The organism is Pseudomonas gingeri, from assembly GCF_013385635.1.
Taxonomy (GTDB): Bacteria; Pseudomonadota; Gammaproteobacteria; order Pseudomonadales; family Pseudomonadaceae; genus Aquipseudomonas; species Aquipseudomonas gingeri_A.
The window spans coordinates 69,173-87,262 of sequence record NZ_JACAPR010000028.1 but is presented as its reverse complement, the minus strand read 5'-3'; the positions used below and the strand labels follow the sequence as shown (position 1 = coordinate 87,262).

Annotated in this window: 16 protein-coding genes; 13 read left to right on the top strand and 3 right to left on the bottom strand. The window is 64.0% G+C overall.

The features are described from left to right. The first annotated feature begins 85 nt into the window (after positions 1-85). The 3 genes from HX851_RS28725 to nadE are packed head-to-tail and all read left to right on the top strand — an operon-like array spanning position 86 to position 2,801. Entirely contained in the window at positions 86-739 is a 654-nt protein-coding gene (locus tag HX851_RS28725; RefSeq protein WP_177064134.1) for an isochorismatase family protein, read from the top strand. Positions 740-742: 3 nt separating this feature from the next. Beyond that, positions 743-1,972: a nicotinate phosphoribosyltransferase gene (pncB, locus tag HX851_RS28720; RefSeq protein WP_177064133.1), complete on the top strand. Its 1,230-nt coding sequence runs from the start codon at positions 743-745 to the stop codon at positions 1,970-1,972. A 1-nt stretch (position 1,973) separates the two neighbouring features. Beyond that, positions 1,974-2,801, top strand: a complete 828-nt coding sequence (gene nadE, locus HX851_RS28715) for an NAD(+) synthase (RefSeq protein ID WP_177064132.1) — start codon at positions 1,974-1,976, stop codon at positions 2,799-2,801. Here nadE and HX851_RS28710 read toward each other — a convergent pair. From HX851_RS28710 to HX851_RS28700, 3 genes are all read right to left on the bottom strand, one after another. Further along, complete coding sequence (locus tag HX851_RS28710) at positions 2,790-4,034, bottom strand: alpha/beta fold hydrolase (RefSeq protein WP_177055479.1); 1,245 nt, start codon at positions 4,032-4,034, stop codon at positions 2,790-2,792. The genes nadE and HX851_RS28710 overlap by 12 nt on opposite strands. Before the next feature lie 27 nt (positions 4,035-4,061). Further along, positions 4,062-4,658 (bottom strand): NUDIX domain-containing protein, encoded by a 597-nt coding sequence (locus HX851_RS28705; protein ID WP_177055477.1) that lies wholly within the window; start codon positions 4,656-4,658, stop codon positions 4,062-4,064. A 61-nt stretch (positions 4,659-4,719) separates the two neighbouring features. Beyond that, the gene (locus HX851_RS28700; RefSeq protein WP_177064131.1) at positions 4,720-5,922 is read right to left on the bottom strand and encodes an MFS transporter; all 1,203 of its coding nucleotides are present in this window, start codon (positions 5,920-5,922) and stop codon (positions 4,720-4,722) included. A gap of 452 nt (positions 5,923-6,374) precedes the next feature. On the opposite strand from HX851_RS28700, the gene HX851_RS28695 reads away from it, so the two are divergent. The 10 genes from HX851_RS28695 to HX851_RS28650 all read left to right on the top strand — a co-directional run bounded on the left by HX851_RS28695 (position 6,375) and on the right by HX851_RS28650 (position 18,089). Then, positions 6,375-7,166, top strand: a complete 792-nt coding sequence (locus HX851_RS28695; RefSeq protein WP_177055473.1) for an enoyl-CoA hydratase/isomerase family protein — start codon at positions 6,375-6,377, stop codon at positions 7,164-7,166. An 18-nt stretch (positions 7,167-7,184) separates the two neighbouring features. Then, complete coding sequence (locus HX851_RS28690; protein ID WP_177064130.1) at positions 7,185-8,345, top strand: acyl-CoA dehydrogenase family protein; 1,161 nt, start codon at positions 7,185-7,187, stop codon at positions 8,343-8,345. A 20-nt stretch (positions 8,346-8,365) separates the two neighbouring features. After that, a complete protein-coding gene (locus HX851_RS28685) occupies positions 8,366-10,453 on the top strand; it encodes an acetate--CoA ligase family protein (protein WP_177055462.1) in 2,088 nt (695 codons plus the stop codon). A 214-nt stretch (positions 10,454-10,667) separates the two neighbouring features. Beyond that, positions 10,668-12,269, top strand: coding sequence for an ABC transporter substrate-binding protein (locus HX851_RS28680; protein ID WP_177064129.1), 1,602 nt, complete (start codon positions 10,668-10,670; stop codon positions 12,267-12,269). A gap of 16 nt (positions 12,270-12,285) precedes the next feature. Further along, the gene (locus HX851_RS28675) at positions 12,286-13,245 is read left to right on the top strand and encodes an ABC transporter permease (protein ID WP_177064128.1); all 960 of its coding nucleotides are present in this window, start codon (positions 12,286-12,288) and stop codon (positions 13,243-13,245) included. Between the two features lie 3 nt (positions 13,246-13,248). Further along, positions 13,249-14,079: an ABC transporter permease gene (locus HX851_RS28670; protein ID WP_177055455.1), complete on the top strand. Its 831-nt coding sequence runs from the start codon at positions 13,249-13,251 to the stop codon at positions 14,077-14,079. A gap of 2 nt (positions 14,080-14,081) precedes the next feature. Continuing rightward, entirely contained in the window at positions 14,082-15,731 is a 1,650-nt protein-coding gene (locus HX851_RS28665) for an ABC transporter ATP-binding protein (RefSeq protein ID WP_177064127.1), read from the top strand. Between the two features lie 132 nt (positions 15,732-15,863). After that, a complete protein-coding gene (locus tag HX851_RS28660) occupies positions 15,864-16,565 on the top strand; it encodes an NAD(P)H-dependent oxidoreductase (RefSeq protein ID WP_177055450.1) in 702 nt (233 codons plus the stop codon). Between the two features lie 47 nt (positions 16,566-16,612). Next, positions 16,613-17,245, top strand: coding sequence for a TetR family transcriptional regulator C-terminal domain-containing protein (locus tag HX851_RS28655; protein WP_177055442.1), 633 nt, complete (start codon positions 16,613-16,615; stop codon positions 17,243-17,245). 118 nt (positions 17,246-17,363) lie between these two features. Continuing rightward, positions 17,364-18,089, top strand: coding sequence for a winged helix-turn-helix domain-containing protein (locus HX851_RS28650; protein ID WP_177064178.1), 726 nt, complete (start codon positions 17,364-17,366; stop codon positions 18,087-18,089). Position 18,090 lies beyond the last annotated feature (1 nt).

Below are 18,090 nucleotides of genomic sequence, written 5' to 3'. Positions count from 1 at the left end.
AAGGATTGGAAACAAATTTTGTTGTCATGCTTGATTTGAAAGTACATGACATGTACCTTTGTTTCATCGCAAAGGGAGAACTGCCATGAATGCTCAAGTGATGAAGACCGCCGCCTTTGATGTCGATGCCCAGAAAGGTTTCACGCCGCTCTGTCCGGATGAGCTGCCGGTGGTGGGCGGTCACCTGATCGGTGCCGAGCTGAACTTCATGGCTTCGCTGGCTGCGATCCGCGTCGGCAGCAAGGACGCCCACAGTCCCCAGGCGCCCTGGGTGGTCGAGTCCCACGCACAGATGCTCAAGCCCACCGGCCTGGAGCACGCCGACCTGACCTGGGTCAGTCATTGCGTTCCCGGCACGGCGGGCTTCACCTTGCTCGATGAACTGCCCGAACCCCAGGACTACGACTACTTCATCTGGAAGGGCGTGGAGCCGGCGTTGCACCCCTACGGCGCGTGTTTCCATGACCTGCAGCACAAGCTTTCCACGGGTGTGATCGAGTACCTCGGCGCACAACGGGTCCGCCAGGTGATCGTCGGCGGGCTGGCCCTGGACTTCTGCGTCAAGACCACCGCACTGCAACTGGCGGGAGCAGGGTTCAAGGTCATCGTCTACCTGCCGGCCTGTCGTGCCATCAGCGCCGACGGAGCACGGCAGGCGGTCCACGACCTGCAACAGGCGCGTATCGAGGTCGTCAACAGTCGCGAACAATTGGCCCGCGTGGCCGGCCACAAGGAGTAAGTCATGGAAAGTGCGTTCAATCGTGAAGGCGGCATCATCCAGGGGCTGCTGGACACCGATTACTACACCTTTACCATGATGCAGGGAGTGTTGCACCAGCACCCCAACGTCGAGGTGGAATACCAGTTCATCGTGCGCTCCCGGGAAAAACTCGGCCACCTGATTCCCGAGCTGCGCAGCGAGCTGGAAAAACTCGCCGGCCTGCAGATGCGCGAAGGTGAGCTGCGTTTCCTCTTCAACCGGCGTTTTCGCGAATACCTGACCCCGGACTTCGAGCAGTTCCTCGGCCTGTTCCGCTTCAACCTGCGCTACATCCAGGTCAGCGAGGTCGACGGTCAGTTGAGTATCCGCGTCCGTGGCCCGATGTTGCATTGCATCATGTTCGAACAGCCGGTGCTGGCCCTGGTCAGCGAATTGCGCAACCGCGACAGATACCCGCAAGTGACGCTGGAAGACGTCAGCCGCAAGCTCTACCAGAAGTTCGAGTGGCTGGAGAAATATCTCAGCCGGGACGAGTTGGCCGACCTGCGGGTATCGGACTTCTCGACCCGTCGCCGCCTGTCCTTCCGGGCCCAGCGCGAGGTGGTGGATATCATGCGGCGCGACTTCCCCGGTGTATTCGTCGGCACCAGCAATGCGCACCTGGCCTATGAGTTCGATCTGCCATTGATCGGCACCATGGCCCACCAATGGTTGATGGTGCACCAGCAACTCGGGCGGCTGCGGGAAAGCCAGAACGCCGCCCTGGAGAACTGGATACGTGAATACCGCGGGCGTCTCGGCATCGCTTTGACCGACTGCATCAGTACCGATTTTTTCCTCAAGGATTTCGACCTGTATTTCGCCAAGCTCTACGACGGCCTGCGCCAGGACTCGGGGGATCCGATCGTCTGGGCCGACAAGGTGCTGGCGCGTTATGCGCAACTGGGGATCGATCCGATGACCAAGGACCTGATGTTTTCCGATGGCCTGAATTTCGAGAAATGCCTGCCGATCCTGCGCCACATCCGCGGCAAGGCGCGCTTCGGTTTCGGCATGGGCACCAGCCTGGCCTGCGATGTCGATGGGGTCGAACCGTTGAGCATCGTGATGAAGCTGGTGCGGGTTCACGGCGAGCCGGTGGTGAAGTTTTCCGATGACCCGGTGAAGAACGTCTGTGAAGACCCGTCGTTCCTGCGCTATGCGGCGCAGGTGTTCAACGTGACTGAAATCAACCGGCGACTGGAGGTGTGAGATGGGGACCACGAATCAGGATCGTATTGCCATGGCGCTGGGAGTGAACCGGCAATTGGCCCAGGGCGATGAGGCGATAGAGACGAACCGTCGCATCGACTTTATCAAGGCCACCCTGAAACGTTCCGGTTGCCAGGCGCTGGTGCTGGGCATCAGTGGTGGTGTCGACTCGTTGACGGCCGGTCGGTTGTGCCAGTTGGCGGTCGAGCAGTTGCGGGAGGAGGGCGGCACGGCGCGGTTTATCGCCATGCGCCTGCCGTACCGGAGCCAGGCTGATGAGCGCGATGCCCAGGCCTCCCTGGCGTTTATCCGGCCCGACCAGACCCGCACCGCGAATATCTCGGCCTGTGTGGAGGGCTTGATGGACAGCGTTGACGTCGAGGGCCTGCAGGTAACGCCGGTGCAGGTGGATTTCGTCAAGGGCAACGTCAAGGCCCGGGCGCGGATGATGACCCAGTACGCGCTTGCCAACTTCGTCAACGGGCTGGTGGTGGGCACGGATCACGCGGCGGAGGCGCTGATGGGCTTCTTCACCAAGTTCGGTGACGGTGCCTGCGACCTGGCACCTTTGTCCGGTCTGACCAAGGGCCAGGTGCGGCGGTTGGCGTCGGCCCTGGGGGCGCCGGAGCAACTGGTGTACAAGGCGCCGACGGCCGACCTGGAAGAGCTGGTACCCGGCAAGCCGGACGAGGTCGCCTATGGTTGCACCTATGCCGAAATCGATGCCTACCTGCTGGGACAGCCGGTGTCGGACCAGGCCCGTGCGATCATCGAGACGGCCTACGCCCGGACGGCGCACAAGCGGGCCTTGCCGTATTCACCTGTCTGAGTCGGATAGGGGAGCCTTAGTCGCGCAATTGCCGGCGATCCACTCGCCGGCAAAGGCCCTGGCGACGAACCGGGTCGAATCGGGCAGCGAGCCATTGACGGTTGCCGAATGATCGAGTTGCGGATAGAGGTGCCATTCGATGCGGTTACCCGCTTTGCAGGTGTCCCTGACCAGGGCCTTCTGATCCGGCACGAAGACATCGCGGTCCTTGCCGCCGGTGCCGATGAAGATCGGGATATCCGACTTCAGCGTCGGATAGGCCGCTGCCTGGGTAATGGCCGCGAAAGCCGCCTTTGGCGAACGCTTGAAGCTGTTGTCGAAGGTCAGCTTGTTCGCGACGACTTGCTGCTCGATCTCGTGCAGGCATCCGCGTCGGCTCAGTTCATAGGTCGGGATCGCCTGTTCGTTCAGGTAGTCCGTCGGCACAAACGAAGGATCGAGCAATCTTGCGGTGTCGAGTCGCAGCAGGTTGTAGGCGAAGGTTGGCACCACCGAGCCGTGGGCATTGCTCCGTTCCCGATTGGCGGCGCGCTGGTGAACGGCGGCATAGGGTGTGCCGGTCGCCACCACGCCGACGATGTCGAGCTCCGGCGCGTAGGTTTTCGCATAGACCGCCGTGGCGAAGGCGGCACGGCCACCCTGGGACTGGCCGAATACGACGACCCGGGTCGACAGCGCGAAGTTGTCGTGGACGACCGCGCGGATGCTGTCGAGGGTGTTGTAGGCCAGCGGGCGGGTGAGTCCGTAGGGATGCGGGCCGGGTGTTCCGAGGCCCTGGTAATCGGTGGCGACGATCGCGTAGCCCTGCGCCAGCCAGTGATTGAGATATCGGCTGTCGCGTTCGCTGCGTCGGGTCAGCGACGGTGCGCAGACGTCGGCGCTACCGACGGTGCCGTGGGCCCAGGCCATCAGCGGCCAGCCACCCTTGGGCGGCGTACCCCCGGGGATGAACAGCGCCCCGGAGACGACGTTCGGCAGCGGGTTGCCGACGCCATCGGTCGAGGTATACAAGAGGCGGATATTGCGTCCGGCTTCGGCCAGGCTCTGCTGTGGCGTCAGTGGCTCTGTGCGCAGTAACTGGCCAGGTTTGCCGGGCACCTTTGCGGTCCATTCATAAAAGCTCGAAACGCCAGGGTCGTGCGCATCTTGCAGTGGTTCGGCCCGCACGCTGGAGATGCCAGGGCCGGTGATCAGCCACAGCATGCCGAGCCATTGATAGCGGGTCCTGCTCATGGCGGTTGTCCTTCAGGCGTGTGGTCTTCAGCGTGGCGATTCGAGAGTCTTGTTCAAGGCCACGTACTGCAACAGCATGATGGTCTTGGCATCGACGATCTCGCCCCTGCGCACGGCTTGCAGTGCGTCGTCCAGGGACAGTTCCAGTACCTCCAGGTCCTCGCCTTCGGCCTCCAGGCCGCCACCGTGGCTGACCTTGCTGGCGCCATCGTATTCGCCGAGGAAGAAATGCAGCTTCTCGGTCACTGAGCCGGGGCTCATGAAGGCCTCGAAGATCTTCTGTACGTTCTGTACTCGGTAGCCGGTTTCTTCCTCGGCTTCGGCGCGGATGCGGTCCTCGGGCGAGGCGTTTTCCAGCAGACCGGCGGCGGCTTCCACCAGCATGCCGTCGTGGCCGTTGACGAATACCGGGAAACGGAACTGCCGGGTCAGCACCACGGTCTGTTTTTCCCGGTTGAACAGCAGGATGGTCGCGCCATTGCCCCGGTCGTAGGTCTCGCGGCTCTGCCGTTGCCAGGTGCCGTCGCTGCGCAGGAAGTCGAAGGTGGTTTTCTTCAGCAGGTACCAGTCGTCCGAGAGGACGGTGCTGTCGACGATACGAACCCGGTCTTTGGTTGCGGTCATGATCCACGCCTTGTGGTGGGCAAAGCGCAGATCATACAAGGGCTACCGCCCGCAATCACCTCTAGGCCAGCGACAATCGACGCTTGCTCCGGCTCGCAACCATCAGGAAACTCAACAGCGCCAACAGCGGCAGGGCACTACCCACCGCCATGATCGCCAGCCAGCCGCCCTGTTCATACAGCGTGCTGGCCAGGGCCGAGCCGATGGCGCCGCCGATAAAGATACTGGTCATGTACAAGGCGTTGAGTCGGCCGCGACTGGCCGCGTCAAGGGCATAGACGGAGCGCTGTCCGAGCACCATGTTCATCTGCACCGCGAAGTCCAGCAGCACCCCGGTTGCCGCCAGGCCGATCACGCTGTAGGCCGGATGGATCAGTGCCGGGGCAAAGCTCAGGGTCGCCAGCAGCATGGCCAGCCAGGACGCCCGGTGGGTGTGTCCGGCATCCGCCAGGCGACCGGCGATGGGGGCGGCGATGGCGCCCATTGCGCCGACCAGGGCAAACAGCGCGATCTCCGATTGCGACAGGCCATGAACCCGCGACAGTTCCAGCGGTACGGCGGTCCAGAACAGACTGAAGGTGGCGAACATCAGGCCCTGGTACAGCGCCCGCTGGCGCAGCACCGGTTGCCGGCGGAACAGATGCCCCAGCGAGGCCAGCAACTGGCCGTAGGTCGCGCTGTGGCTGGGCTGGCGCTTGGGCATGGTGACCAGGATCACCAGCATGATGAACAGCATCAGCACGGCGGCGGCGATAAATACCGTGCGCCAGCCGAAGTGATCGGCGATCACGCTGGACAGCGGCCGGGCCAACAGGATGCCCAGCAACAGGCCGCCCATGATCCCGCCGACCACGCGGCCACGGGATTCCTCGGGAGCCAGGTGCGCGGCCAGGGGAATCAGGATCTGTACCGACACCGAACTGAAACCGATCAGCAGCGACACCACCAGGAATACGCCTGGCTGTTGGGCCAGGCCGGCCGCCACCAGGCTGATCACCGAGATCAGGGCAGTGCAGAGCATCAATTTGCGGTTTTCCAGCAGGTCACCCAGCGGCACCAGGAAGAACAGGCCCAGGGCATAGCCGATCTGGGTCAGGGAGACGATCAGGCTGGCGCTGTGGGCTGAGATGCCGAGGTCCGGGGCGATCAGCTCGATGATCGGCTGGGCGTAGTAGATATTGGCCACGATGGCGCCGCAGCAGAAGGCGAACAGCATCACCAGGGCACGGGTCATAGCGGGCGCGGCATGGGAGTGGGTCGGCATGGTTGCAAGGCTCTGGAGCAGGTGAGGTGGGCGAGTCTAGTGATTGCCCGGCGGCGGTGTAAGGCTGTCACAGGCATAGTTGATATCAGCCACGTTGATTATTCGCTACCTCTGTGCCGATTGTCCGGTCGCCATCGCCGGCAAGCCGGCTCCCACGGGGGACAAGGCTTGACCCTATCCAGCGGCGCAGCACGGACCTGTGTAGGAGCCGGCTTGCCGGCGATCGCGATGTCACATTCACTGCCGCCAGCAGGGGAGTTGTTCGAAGATGTAACAACTGGCCCTGCAGCATGGCTGTCGATTTTTTAAATCCCATTTCCAATCAATGACTTGCTCTGAAAATCCACAGCCCTGCGGACTTTTCCGGGCGTTTGCAGTGTTACTGAACACTTGTTTAGTATCGACTCCAGCACTTCACCTCACGCTCAAAAACAATAAGACGAGGGCCCTGCATGACCTCCTATCCGACACTGCTCGACACGGTCGAGGCCGGTATTGCCCGGATTACTCTCAACCGTCCCGAGCAACGCAATGCACTGGATATTCCCACCCTCAAGTCGTTGATCGAACTGCTCGATCGCCACGAAGCCGACCCGACGGTACGGGTGCTGGTATTGACCGGCAGCGGCCGCAGCTTCTGTGCCGGCGCGGACCTGGCCGAATGGGCCGATGCCGAACGCCGCGGCATCCTCGAGACTTACGGCTGGACCGAAACCGCCCATGTCCTGATGAACCGCCTGCACAGTTTCGCCAAGCCGACCATTGCCGCCATCAACGGTACGGCGGTGGGCGCCGGGATGGACCTGACCCTGTGCTGCGATTTCCGCCTGGCCGCGCAGTCGGCACGTTTCAAGGCCGGCTACACCAGCATGGCCTATTCGCCGGATGCCGGTGCCAGCTGGCACCTGCCACGCCTGATCGGTAGCGAGCAGGCCAAGCGCCTGTTGTTCCTCGATGAACTCTGGGGCGCCGACCGTGCCCTGGCCAGCGGCCTGGTGAGCGAAGTCTGCGCCGACGAGCAACTGCTTGCCAGCGCCACGGAACTGGCCGCCCGGCTGGCGGCGGGCCCGACCTTCGCCTTTGCCCAGACCAAGGTGCTGATCCGCGAGGGTGCCCAGCGCAGTCTGGCCGAGCAGCTCCAGGCCGAGCAGGCCGCCGGGCTGCTCTGCGGCCGCAGCCGCGATGGCGTCGAAGCGCTGCAAGCCGCCGTGGAAAAACGCACCGCCCATTTTATCGGCCAGTAACCGAACAGCAGGTACCCCATGAATTTCCAACTGACCCAAGAGCAGGACATGCTGGTGGACGCGGTACGCAGTTTCGTCGAAAAGGAGCTGCTGCCCCACGAAGAAACCGTCGACCGCGCCGACTCGGTGCCGCCGGAGCTGGCCGCGCAGATTCGCGCCAAGGCCATTGCCGCCGGTTTCTATGCCTTCAACATGCCGGAAGAGGTCGGCGGCGGTGGCCTGGACTACCTGTCCCAGGCCTTGATCGAGCGTGAGTTGTCCAAGGTGTCCTGGGCGCTGCATGTGTTTGTCGCACGGCCGTCGAAGATCCTCATGGCCTGCACTGGCGCGCAGATCGAGGACTACCTGCTGCCGTGCGTGCGTGGTGAAAAGGTCGACTGTTTCGCCCTCACCGAACCCGGCGCCGGCTCCGATGCCAATGCGATCAAGACCCGCGCGGTACGCGACGGCGATGACTTCGTGATCAACGGCAGCAAGCACTTTATCAGCCACGCCGGCCACGCCGATTTCGCCATTGTCTTCGCGGTGACCGATACCTACGAGCACAACGGCCGCAAGCGCAATGCCGTGACCTCGTTCCTGGTGGATCGCGACACCCCCGGCATGACCATCCGCCGTGGTCCGAAATGCGTGAGCAACCGCGGTTATCACACCAGCGAGATCTTCTTCGACGATTGCCGGGTGCCGGCTGCCAAGGTCCTTGGTGAAATCGGCAAGGGCTGGGAGGTCGCCAATGCCTGGCTGACCGCCGGGCGGGTGATGGTTGCCGCCAACTGTGTCGGCCAGGCCCAGCGGGCGCTGGACGCGGCGCTGCAATGGGCGGCTGACCGCAAACAGTTCGGCCAGCCCATCGGCACCTACCAGGGGATCGCCTTCAAGCTGGCGGACATGGCCACGCAAATCCGCGCCGCCGAACTGATGACCCTGCACACCGCCTGGAAAATGGACCAGGGCACCATGACCGACGGCGAAGCCGGCATGGCCAAGCTGTTTGCCAGTGAAGTGCTGGGCCGCGCCGCCGACGAAGCGGTGCAGATTTTCGGCGGCATGGGCCTGATGGATGAAGGGCCGGTGGAGCGGATCTGGCGCAACGCACGGATCGAGCGGATCTGGGAAGGCACTTCGGAGATCCAGCGCCATATCATTTCCCGCGAGCTGTTGCGGCCACTGCTGCGCTGATCGGACCAGGAGTGCGGACCATGTCTATCAGAGACAACCTCAAACGCCTGCTGGCGCCGCGTCATTTGGCGTTTGTCGGCGGGCGCAGCATGGCGCGGGCGCTCAAGCGCTGCGCCGACGGCGGTTTCCAGGGCCAGATGTGGCTGGTCAATCCACAACATGCCAGCCTCGACGGGATTCCCTGCGTGGCCTCGGTGGCGGACCTGCCGTGTGGACCCGATGCGGTATTTATCGCCACCAACCGCGAGCTGACCCTGACCTGCGTCGCCGAGCTGGCGGCCAGGGGCACGGGCGGGGTGATCTGCTACGCCTCCGGTTTCGCCGAAACCGGCGCCGAGGGCCAGGCCTTGCAGGCGCAGCTGTTGCAGGTAGCCGGCGAAATGGCGCTGCTCGGCCCCAATTGCTACGGCCTGCTCGACTACCTGCACAATGTCGCCCTGTGGCCGGTGGCCCATGGCGGCAAGACGGTGGAGAAGGGCGTGGCGGTGCTGACCCAGAGCGGCAACTTCGCCTACAACCTGTCCATGAGCGACCGTTCGCTGCCGCTGGCCTATATGGCGTCGGTAGGCAACCAGGCGCAACTGGGTGTCGCGGAACTGATGGACGTGCTGCTCGACGAGCCGCGGGTCACCGCCATCGGCCTGCACCTGGAAGGCCTGAAGAACGTGCCCGGTTTTGCCCGCGCCGCCCACAAGGCCCTGGAGAAAGGCATTCCGGTGATCGCCCTGAAAACCGGTGTGTCGCAGATCGGTGCCGAGCTGGCATTGAGTCACACCAGTTCCCTGGCCGGCTCCGATGCGCTGTATGACAGCCTGTTCGAACGCCTCGGGGTGATTCGTGTCAGCGGCCCGGTAAGCTTTATGGAGACCCTGAAGGCGGCGGCCTGCGGCAATCTGCCGGCGGGACCGAGCCTGACCGGGCTGGCTTGTTCGGGCGGCGACGCCGGACTGATCGCCGACTATGCCGAGCGCAACGGCCTGAGCCTGCCCAGGCTCGATGACGGTCAGCGCGCCGAACTGGCGCAGGTACTGCCCAGCTACGCCAACCTGGTCAATCCGCTGGATTTCACCACGGCGATCTGGGGCAATCGCGAAGCCCTCGAACAGATGCTCGAAACCGTCTTGCGCACGCCGGCCGATGCGGCGCTGCTGGTGCTCGACTATCCGGCGGAATTCACCGGTGAGCGCAAGGAGTGCGACCTGTTGCTGGAGCTGTATTGCCAGTTGCTGGAGCGCCACGGCAAGACCGGCTTCGTCGCCTCGGCGTTTCCCGAGCTGCTGCCGGCAGCAGCTCGCGAGCGTTTGCACGCCCACGGTGTGGCAGCGCTGCAAGGCGTCGAGGACGGCCTGGCTGCCTGGGGCCGCGTCGCCCATTACCGCGCCCGCCGCGATGCCTTGCTGGCCGGTGGCGAATCGGCCCTGGTACCGATCTGCCCGGCGGAGCAGAGCGGCGGGGGCCATCTGCTGGATGAGTGGCAGTCCAAGCAGGCCTTGCGCTCCTTCGGCCTGCCTTTGCCCGAAGGTCGCTTGTGTCGTCCCGATAACGCCCTGGTCGAGGCCCGCAGCCTGGGTTATCCGCTGGTGCTCAAGGTGGTCAGCGCGGACTTGCCGCACAAGACCGAAGCCGGTGGCGTCGCTCTCAACCTGAAGGACGAGGCCGCGTTGCAAGCTGCCCTGGATACCCTGCGCGGCAACCTGGCCCGGCATGCGCCGGGGCTGGTCTTCGATCAGGTGCTGTTGGAACGCATGGCTGCGCCGCCGCTGGCCGAACTGATCGTCGGCATCAAGCGCGAAAGCGGTTTCGGTCTGGCGCTGGTGATCGGTGCCGGAGGGATTCTGGTGGAGTTGCTCAAGGACAGTCGCAGCCTGTTGCTGCCGACTACCGACCAGGCGATTCGCGAGGCGTTGCTGGGCTTGCGCTGCGCGCCATTGCTCAACGGTTTTCGTGGTGGTCCGGCGGTGGCTATGCCGGCGCTGGTCAAGGCGATTCGCGCGGTGGCGGATTATGCCTGCGAGAACGCCGAACAGTTGCTGGAGCTGGATGTGAATCCGCTGCTGGTCAATGCCGAGGAAGCGATGGCGGTGGATGCGTTGATCCGTCTGGCCTGATACGCCTGATTTGAAGAGCGACATCGCCTCCTGTAGGAGCCTGGCTTGCCAGCGAAGCTTTTGGCGCTCTCAAGGGCCTCATCGCTGGCAAGCCAGGCTCCCACAACGACGGTGTCCAGCCGAATGACCGTGGTCATCCGATGGAGCGGGAATCCATCGCAACAGCGCAGTCAGCAAACGAACCCTTTTTCCGAGACGCAACAGGGGCAACTCGATGAGCGATAATAACAACAAGATTCATCAACTCTCCCAAGGCTTCCAACTGGAACGCCGCGACTTCCTCAAGCTCGGCGCCATGGCCGGATTGGCCGGGGCGGCGGCGTCGATGGGCTTGCCAATGAATGCCTGGGCCGCCGAAGCCACGCCCAAGCCGGGTGGCATCCTGCGCCTGGGGCTGGCCGGTGGCAGTACCTCCGATTCCTATGACCCGGGCTCGTGGAGCGATACCTTCACCTTTGTCGGCTTCTCCGCGGTCTACAACACCTTGGTGGAAATCGCCGTGGACGGCTCGGCCATTCCCGAACTGGCACAAAGCTGGGAATCCTCGCCGGATGCACGGATCTGGACCTTCAAGCTGCGCTCCGGGGTGACCTTCCACAACGGCAAGACACTGGGTGTGGAGGACGTGGTGGCTTCCATCGAGCACCACCTGGGCGAAAAGTCCACCTCGGCGGCCAAGACCGTGCTCGGCGAAGTCGTCTCGGTAAAGGCCGCCGGCAGCGACAGCGTCGCCTTCGAACTGCGTTCGGGCAACGCCGATTTCCCCTATGTGGTCGCCGACTATCACCTGGTGATCATGCCCGCCAAGGATGGCCTGGCCGACTGGCGGGCCGGAGTCGGCACCAGCGGCTATCGGATCAAATCCTTCGAGCCGGGCGTGCGCATGGCCCTGGAGCGCAACCGCGACTACTGGAAGGCCGGTCGTGCGCACTTCGACAGCGCCGAACTGATCGGCATTTCCGATGGCGCCGCGCGGGTCAACGCGCTGATCACCGGTCAGGTCGATGTGATCAACAAGGTCGACCTGAAGACCGTCGGCCTGCTCAAGCGCAATCCGAACATGGTCATCGAGGAAACCAAGGGCGCCCAGCAATACACCTTCCCGATGCTCTGCGACAGCGACCCGTTCAAGAACAATGATATCCGTATGGCGATGAAGCACGGCATCGACCGCGAGGCGCTGCTGGCCTCGGTGCTCAAGGGTTACGGCGCGGTGGGCAATGACCATCCGATCCAGCCCGGCAGCCGCTTCCTCAACACCCAGTTGCCGCAACGCAAATACGATCCGGAGCAGGCGAAGTTCTACCTGCGCAAGGCCGGCGTGGATTCCCTCAAGGTGCGCCTGCAGGCCAGCGACGCGGCCTATTCCGGCGCGGTGGATGCCTCGGTGCTGTTCAAGGAGCAGGCCAAGGTGGCCGGCATCGATATCGATGTGGTCCGCGAGCCGGCGGATGGCTTCTTTTCCAACGTCTGGAACAAGCAGCCATTCACCACGTCGTTCTGGTACAGCAGCCTGACCGCCGACCGCATGTTCAGCATCGGTTATGCCAAGGGCGCGGCGTGGAACGAGTCGCACTGGGACAACGGACGTTTCAACGAATTGCTCAACCAGGCCCGGGGGGAACTCAACGAGCCGCTGCGGCGCGAAATGTACAACGAGATGCAGGCGATCTGTCGCGACGATTGCGGCGCGATCATCCCGCTGTTCGCCAGCTCCGTGGCCGCACGCTCCAACCGCGTGGCCCATGGCGAACTGACCGCGCCCTACGGCGAACTCGACGGCCTGCGGCTGATCGAGCGCTGGTGGCAGGCCTGAGTGGGGAGAGCAAGGCATGAAGAGCATTCTCAAGCTGCTGTCCCAGCGCTTGGCGCTGGGGCTGTTCTCGCTGTTCGCGGTGTCGGTGATCATCTTCCTGGCGGTGGGCCTGTTGCCGGGGGATATCGCCCAGGCCATGCTCGGCCAGTCGGCGACCCCGCAAACCCTGGCGGCCTTTCGCACCCAGCTGGGGCTTGACCAGCCGCCGCTGTGGCGGTTCCTGCACTGGGCCGGGCATATCCTCCAGGGTGACCTGGGGGCGTCGCTGGCCAACCAGCGACCCATTGTCGAACTGGTCGGTACACGCCTGGGCAATACCCTTTGCCTGGCCGGACTGGCGGCGCTGTTCTCGGTGCCCCTGGCCTTGCTGCTGGGGATGCTCGCGGCGCTGTATCGCAACTCCTGGTTCGACCGGCTGCTCAACACGGTAGCCCTGAGCGCCGTGTCGTTCCCCGAGTTCTTTGTCGCCTACCTGCTGATCCTGCTGTTCTCGGTGAAGCTGGGCTGGTTGCCGAGCCTGTCGAGCCTGCCGCCGGATGCCTCCTTCGGTCTGCTGCTGGAGCGCTCGGTGCTGCCGGTGGTGACCCTGAGCCTGGTGGTGGTCGCGCAGATGATGCGCATGACCCGCGCCGCGTTGATCAACCTGCTGGCCAGTCCCTATATCGAAATGGCCCGGCTCAAGGGCATCAGCCAGGGCCGGATCATCTTCCGCCATGCCTTGCCCAACGCCCTGGCGCCGATCGTCAACGTCATCGCGCTGAACCTGGCATACCTGGTGGTGGGCGTGGTGGTGGTCGAAGTGGTGTTTGTCTATCCGGGCCTGGGGCAGTTGCTGGTGGACTCGGTGGCCAAGCGCGATATTCCGGTGGTGCAGGCCTGCAGCCTGATCTTCGCCGCGACCTACATCGTGCTCAATACCCTGGCCGACGTGCTGTCCATCGCCAGCAACCCACGCCTGATGCATCCGAAGGGGTAGTCCATGAAGCCTGTGTTCAAAGAGCTGATGCGTGCGCCCTGGAGTGCGAAATTCGGCTTCTGCGTGATCGTCCTGTATGTCCTGGTGGCGCTGTTCGCCCCGCACCTGGCACCCCATGGCGAAACCGAAGTGGTGGGTGAGGGCTTCGCGGCCTGGGGCGCGCAGTTCCCGCTGGGAACCGACAACCTCGGGCGCGACATGCTCAGCCGTCTGCTGTACGGCGCGCGCAATACCGTCGGTATCGCCTTTGTCACCACCGTGCTGGCGTTCCTGCTAGGCGGTCTGGCGGGTCTGGTCGCGGCGCTCAAGGGCGGTTGGGTCGACATGGGCCTGTCGCGCTGCGTGGACATCCTGATGGCCATTCCACAACTGATCTTCGCCCTGCTGATCCTCAGCGTGGTCGGTACCACGGCGACGTCGCTGGTGCTGGTGATCGCCCTGCTCGATTCGACGCGGGTGTTTCGCCTGGCGCGGGCCGTGGCGATGAACGTGGTGGTGCAGGACTTCGTCGAGGCCGCGCGACTGCGGGGCGAAGGGTGGTGGTGGCTGGTACGGCGGGAAATCCTGCCCAACGCCGCCGCGCCGCTGATCGCCGAGTTCGGCCTGCGCTTCTGCTTTGTCTTCCTGTTTATCAGTGCGTTGTCGTTCCTCGGCCTGGGCATCCAGCCGCCGACCGCCGACTGGGGCAGCATGGTGCGTGACAACGCCGTGCTGATCACCTTCGGCGACCTCACGCCGCTGTTGCCTGCGCTGGCCGTGGCCCTGCTCACGGTAGGCGTCAATTTTGTCGTCGACTGGATGCTCTACCGATCCAGCGGGCTCAAGGAGTGCTGAACATGAGCGAACCCAAGCGACCCTTGCTGCAGATCCGCAACCTGCAGATCGAAGGGCACTATGACGAGGCCTGGCACCCGTTGGTGCAGGGCATCGACCTGAGCCTGGCGCGGGGCGAGGTGCTGGGCCTGATCGGTGAGTCCGGCGCGGGCAAGTCGACCCTGGGCCTGGCCGCCATGGGCTATACCCGCGACGGCTGCCGGATCACCACTGGCACTATCGAGTTCGACGGGCAGGATCTGCGCCGCTGCTCCAGCGAAAGCCTGCGCAAGCTGCGTGGCCAGCGTATCGCCTATGTGGCGCAGAGCGCGGCGGCCTCGTTCAACCCGGCGCATCGGTTGATCGACCAGCATGTGGAAACGGCGGTGATCAATGCCGGCATGAGTAGCGCGCAGGCCGAGGCCCAGGCCATCGAGTTGTATCGTCTGTTGCGCCTGCCTGACCCGGAAACCATTGGCCGACGCTACCCGCACCAGGTTTCCGGTGGCCAGTTGCAGCGGGCGATGACCGCCATGGCCATGGCCTGCAAGCCGGACCTGATCATCTTCGACGAGCCGACCACGGCCCTGGATGTCACCACCCAGATCGAAGTACTGGCGGCGATTCGCGATGCGGTCAAGCGCCTGGGCATGGCTGCGATCTATATCACCCACGACCTGGCGGTGGTGTCGCAGATGGCCGACCGGATCATGGTGCTGCGCCACGGCAAATGCGTCGAGGAAGCACCGACCCGACAGATGCTCAGCACGCCGGAGCAGGCCTACACCCAGTCGCTGTGGGCGGTGCGCTGTTTCCGTACCGAGGCCAAGGCCCGGCCGGGGCAGGGCGCGCCCTTGCTCGAAGTACGCAATGCCAGCGCCAGCTACAGCAGCCAACCGGTGCTGCACGATGTCTCGATGCAGTTGTACAAGGGCCAGACCCTGGCAGTGATCGGCGAGTCCGGCAGCGGCAAGAGCACTACCGCGCGGTTGATCACCGGCCTGTTGCAACCGACCTCGGGACAGGTGCTGTTCGACGGCGAGGTACTGCCGGCGGACTACCGGCACCGGAGCAAGGCGCAACTGCGCAGTATCCAGATGATCTACCAGATCCCCGATACGGCACTCAATCCGCGTCAGCGTATCGTCGACATCATCGGCCGGCCGCTGGCGTTCTACCTCGGCCTCAAGGGCAAGGCCCTGCGCCAGCGGGTAGCCGAGTTGCTGGCGATGATCGAACTGGACCCGGACAAGTTCATGGAGCGCCTGCCGTCGGAGCTGTCCGGCGGGCAGAAGCAGCGTATCTGCATTGCCCGGGCCCTGGCCGCCGAACCGCAGTTGATCATCTGCGACGAAGTGACCTCGGCCCTCGATCAACTGGTGGCCGAGGGCATTCTCAAGTTGCTCGACCGGGTGCAGCGGCAGTTGGGCGTGTCCTACCTGTTTATCACCCACGACGTGGCGACGGTACGGGCCATCGCCGATGAGGTGGTGGTGATGCAGCGCGGCAAGGTGGTCGATGCCGGTTCCCGGGACGCGATCTTCACGCCGCCGCATCGTGACTACACCGGCCTGCTGTTTTCCTCGGAGCCGGAGATGGATCCGGATTGGCTGGACCGGCTCCTGCGGCAGAGGGCCTCCATCGCCGCTCCGTTTGAAACACAACCCCTGTAGGAGCCGGCTTGCCGGCGATGGGGGCCGTGGGGCTGGCAGCGCCTGATCGACCGCTATCGCCGGCAAGCCGGCTCCTACAAGGTTGTGGCGTTTTCAATATAAGTGACCCTTTTTCGACCGTCAGGAACACCCATGAACGTACTGATCATCCACGCCCACCCCGAACCGCAATCCTTCACCGCCGCCCTGCGTGACCAGGCGGTGACGACCCTGCAAGCCCAGGGCCACAGCGTCGAGGTGTCCGACCTCTACGCCATGCACTGGAACCCGGTCGCCAGCGCCGAGGATTTCTCCGCCCGGGACAATCCCGACTATCTGGTCTATGCCCTGGAACAACGCCTGGGCGTCAAGTCCGCAAGCCTGGCCGCGGATATCCAGGGGGAACTGGACAAACTGCTGCGGGCCGATCTGCTGATCCTCAACTTCCCGATCTACTGGTTCTCGGTGCCGGCGATCCTCAAGGGCTGGATCGACCGTGTACTGGTGTCCGGTGTCTGCTACGGCGGCAAGCGCTTCTACGACCAGGGAGGCTTGGCGGGCAAGAAGGCGCTGGTCACCGTGACCCTCGGCGGACGCGAGCACATGTTTGGCGAAGACGCGATCCACGGGCCGCTGGAAGACATGCTGCGGCCGCTGCTGCGCGGCACCCTGGCCTATGTCGGGCTCGACGTATTGCCGCCCTACGTGGCCTGGCACGTGCCCTATATCAGTGCCGAGGCCCGCGAACAATTCCTGGTCGGTTACCATCAGCGCCTGGAAAACCTCGACCAGGACAGTCCCCTGGTCTTTCCGCGCCTGGCGCAATTCGACGAGGCGCTGTATCCCATTCGCTGACGCCACACGGGACCGTCAGCCACTGACGTAAAGAGGACAGGAGCACTATGGCCGAGGAAACGCGTTTTCTGCGTATGGACCCTGAATTGCGCAAGGCCAACCTGGTGGCTGCGACCCTGCGCTGCCTGAAGAAGTACGGCTTTGTCGGCACCTCGATCCGCAAGATCTGCGCCGAGGCCGGGGTATCGGTGGGGCTGATCAGTCACCACTACACCGGCAAGGATGAACTGGTGGCAGATGCCTACTTGCATATCACCGGGCAGGTCATGAGTCTGCTGCGCGAGTCGGTGGCCGGTGCGGGCAGTGGTGCCCGCCGGCACCTGTCGGCGTTTTTCGAATCGTCGTTTTCCCCCGGCATGCTCGACCCCGAGTTGCTGGAAGCCTGGCTGGCGTTCTGGGGCGCGGTGAAAACCGCCGACGCGATCAACCGCGCCCACGATCACTCCTATGGTGAATACCGCACCATCATGGGCAATGCCCTGATCCTGCTGGCGGAGGAGGAGGGCTGGGCCGGTTTCGACAGCGGCCTGGCGGCCATCGGCCTGAGTGCACTGCTCGATGGCTTGTGGCTCGAATGCGGTCTCAACCCGACCACCTTCACCCCGGCCGAAGGCGTGCAGATCTGCGAGGCCTGGGTCGATGGCCTGCAAATGGGCGGCTATCGGCGGTTCCTGCGCTGATCATTTCTGCTTGTTGATCAACTGTTCAGCAAGCGCTACAGTGCATCGAAATTCCTACCGCTTCGCATAATTCCAAGAATCGGCCGCTCGCGGCACGAACAGGAGCCAGGTAATGAAGGTGATGCCGCGCGTGCTGATCGTCGAGGATGATCGGCTGGTCCGTGAACAGTGGGAGGCGTGTCTGGCCCGGGACGGCTATGAAGTTCACTGTGTCGACTGCGCCGAGCAGGCCGAGGCCTGCATGAGCCGTTTGCCGGTGGCGCTGGTGTTGCTCGACCGGCAGTTACCGGGGGCGGACAGCCTTGGCCTGACCCGTCAATGGCGCGAGCGCTCGGAGGTCGGCATCATCCTGGTCGGCGAGCACAACGACGAGGCCGAGCGGATCGACGGCCTGGAATGCGGTGCCGACGACTACCTGATCAGACCCCTGAATCCCCGTGAGCTGGTTTCCCGTGCGCGCAACCTCACGCGTCGGGTATGCCATCTGCAACCGACCGTGCCGGCACCGGCGCAGTCCAGTGAGCACCTCAAGCATTTCGCCGACTGGACCCTGGACACCGACCGCCGCCGTCTTAAGGCCTGCGACGGCAGTGAAACCCTGCTCAGCCACGGTGAGTTCCAGTTGCTCAACGTGTTTATCCGCAACGGCGGTCACACCTTGAGCCGCGACCAGTTGATGGAGCAGTTGCGCAACCGCGAATGGTTGCCCAGCGACCGCTCCATCGATGTCCTGGTAGGACGCCTGCGGCGCAAGCTGCATGACAGCCCGGCCGCGCCGGAGTTGATCATTACCGTGCATGGCGCCGGCTATCTGTTCACCGCCAGGACCTCAAGGGCGGCTTGAG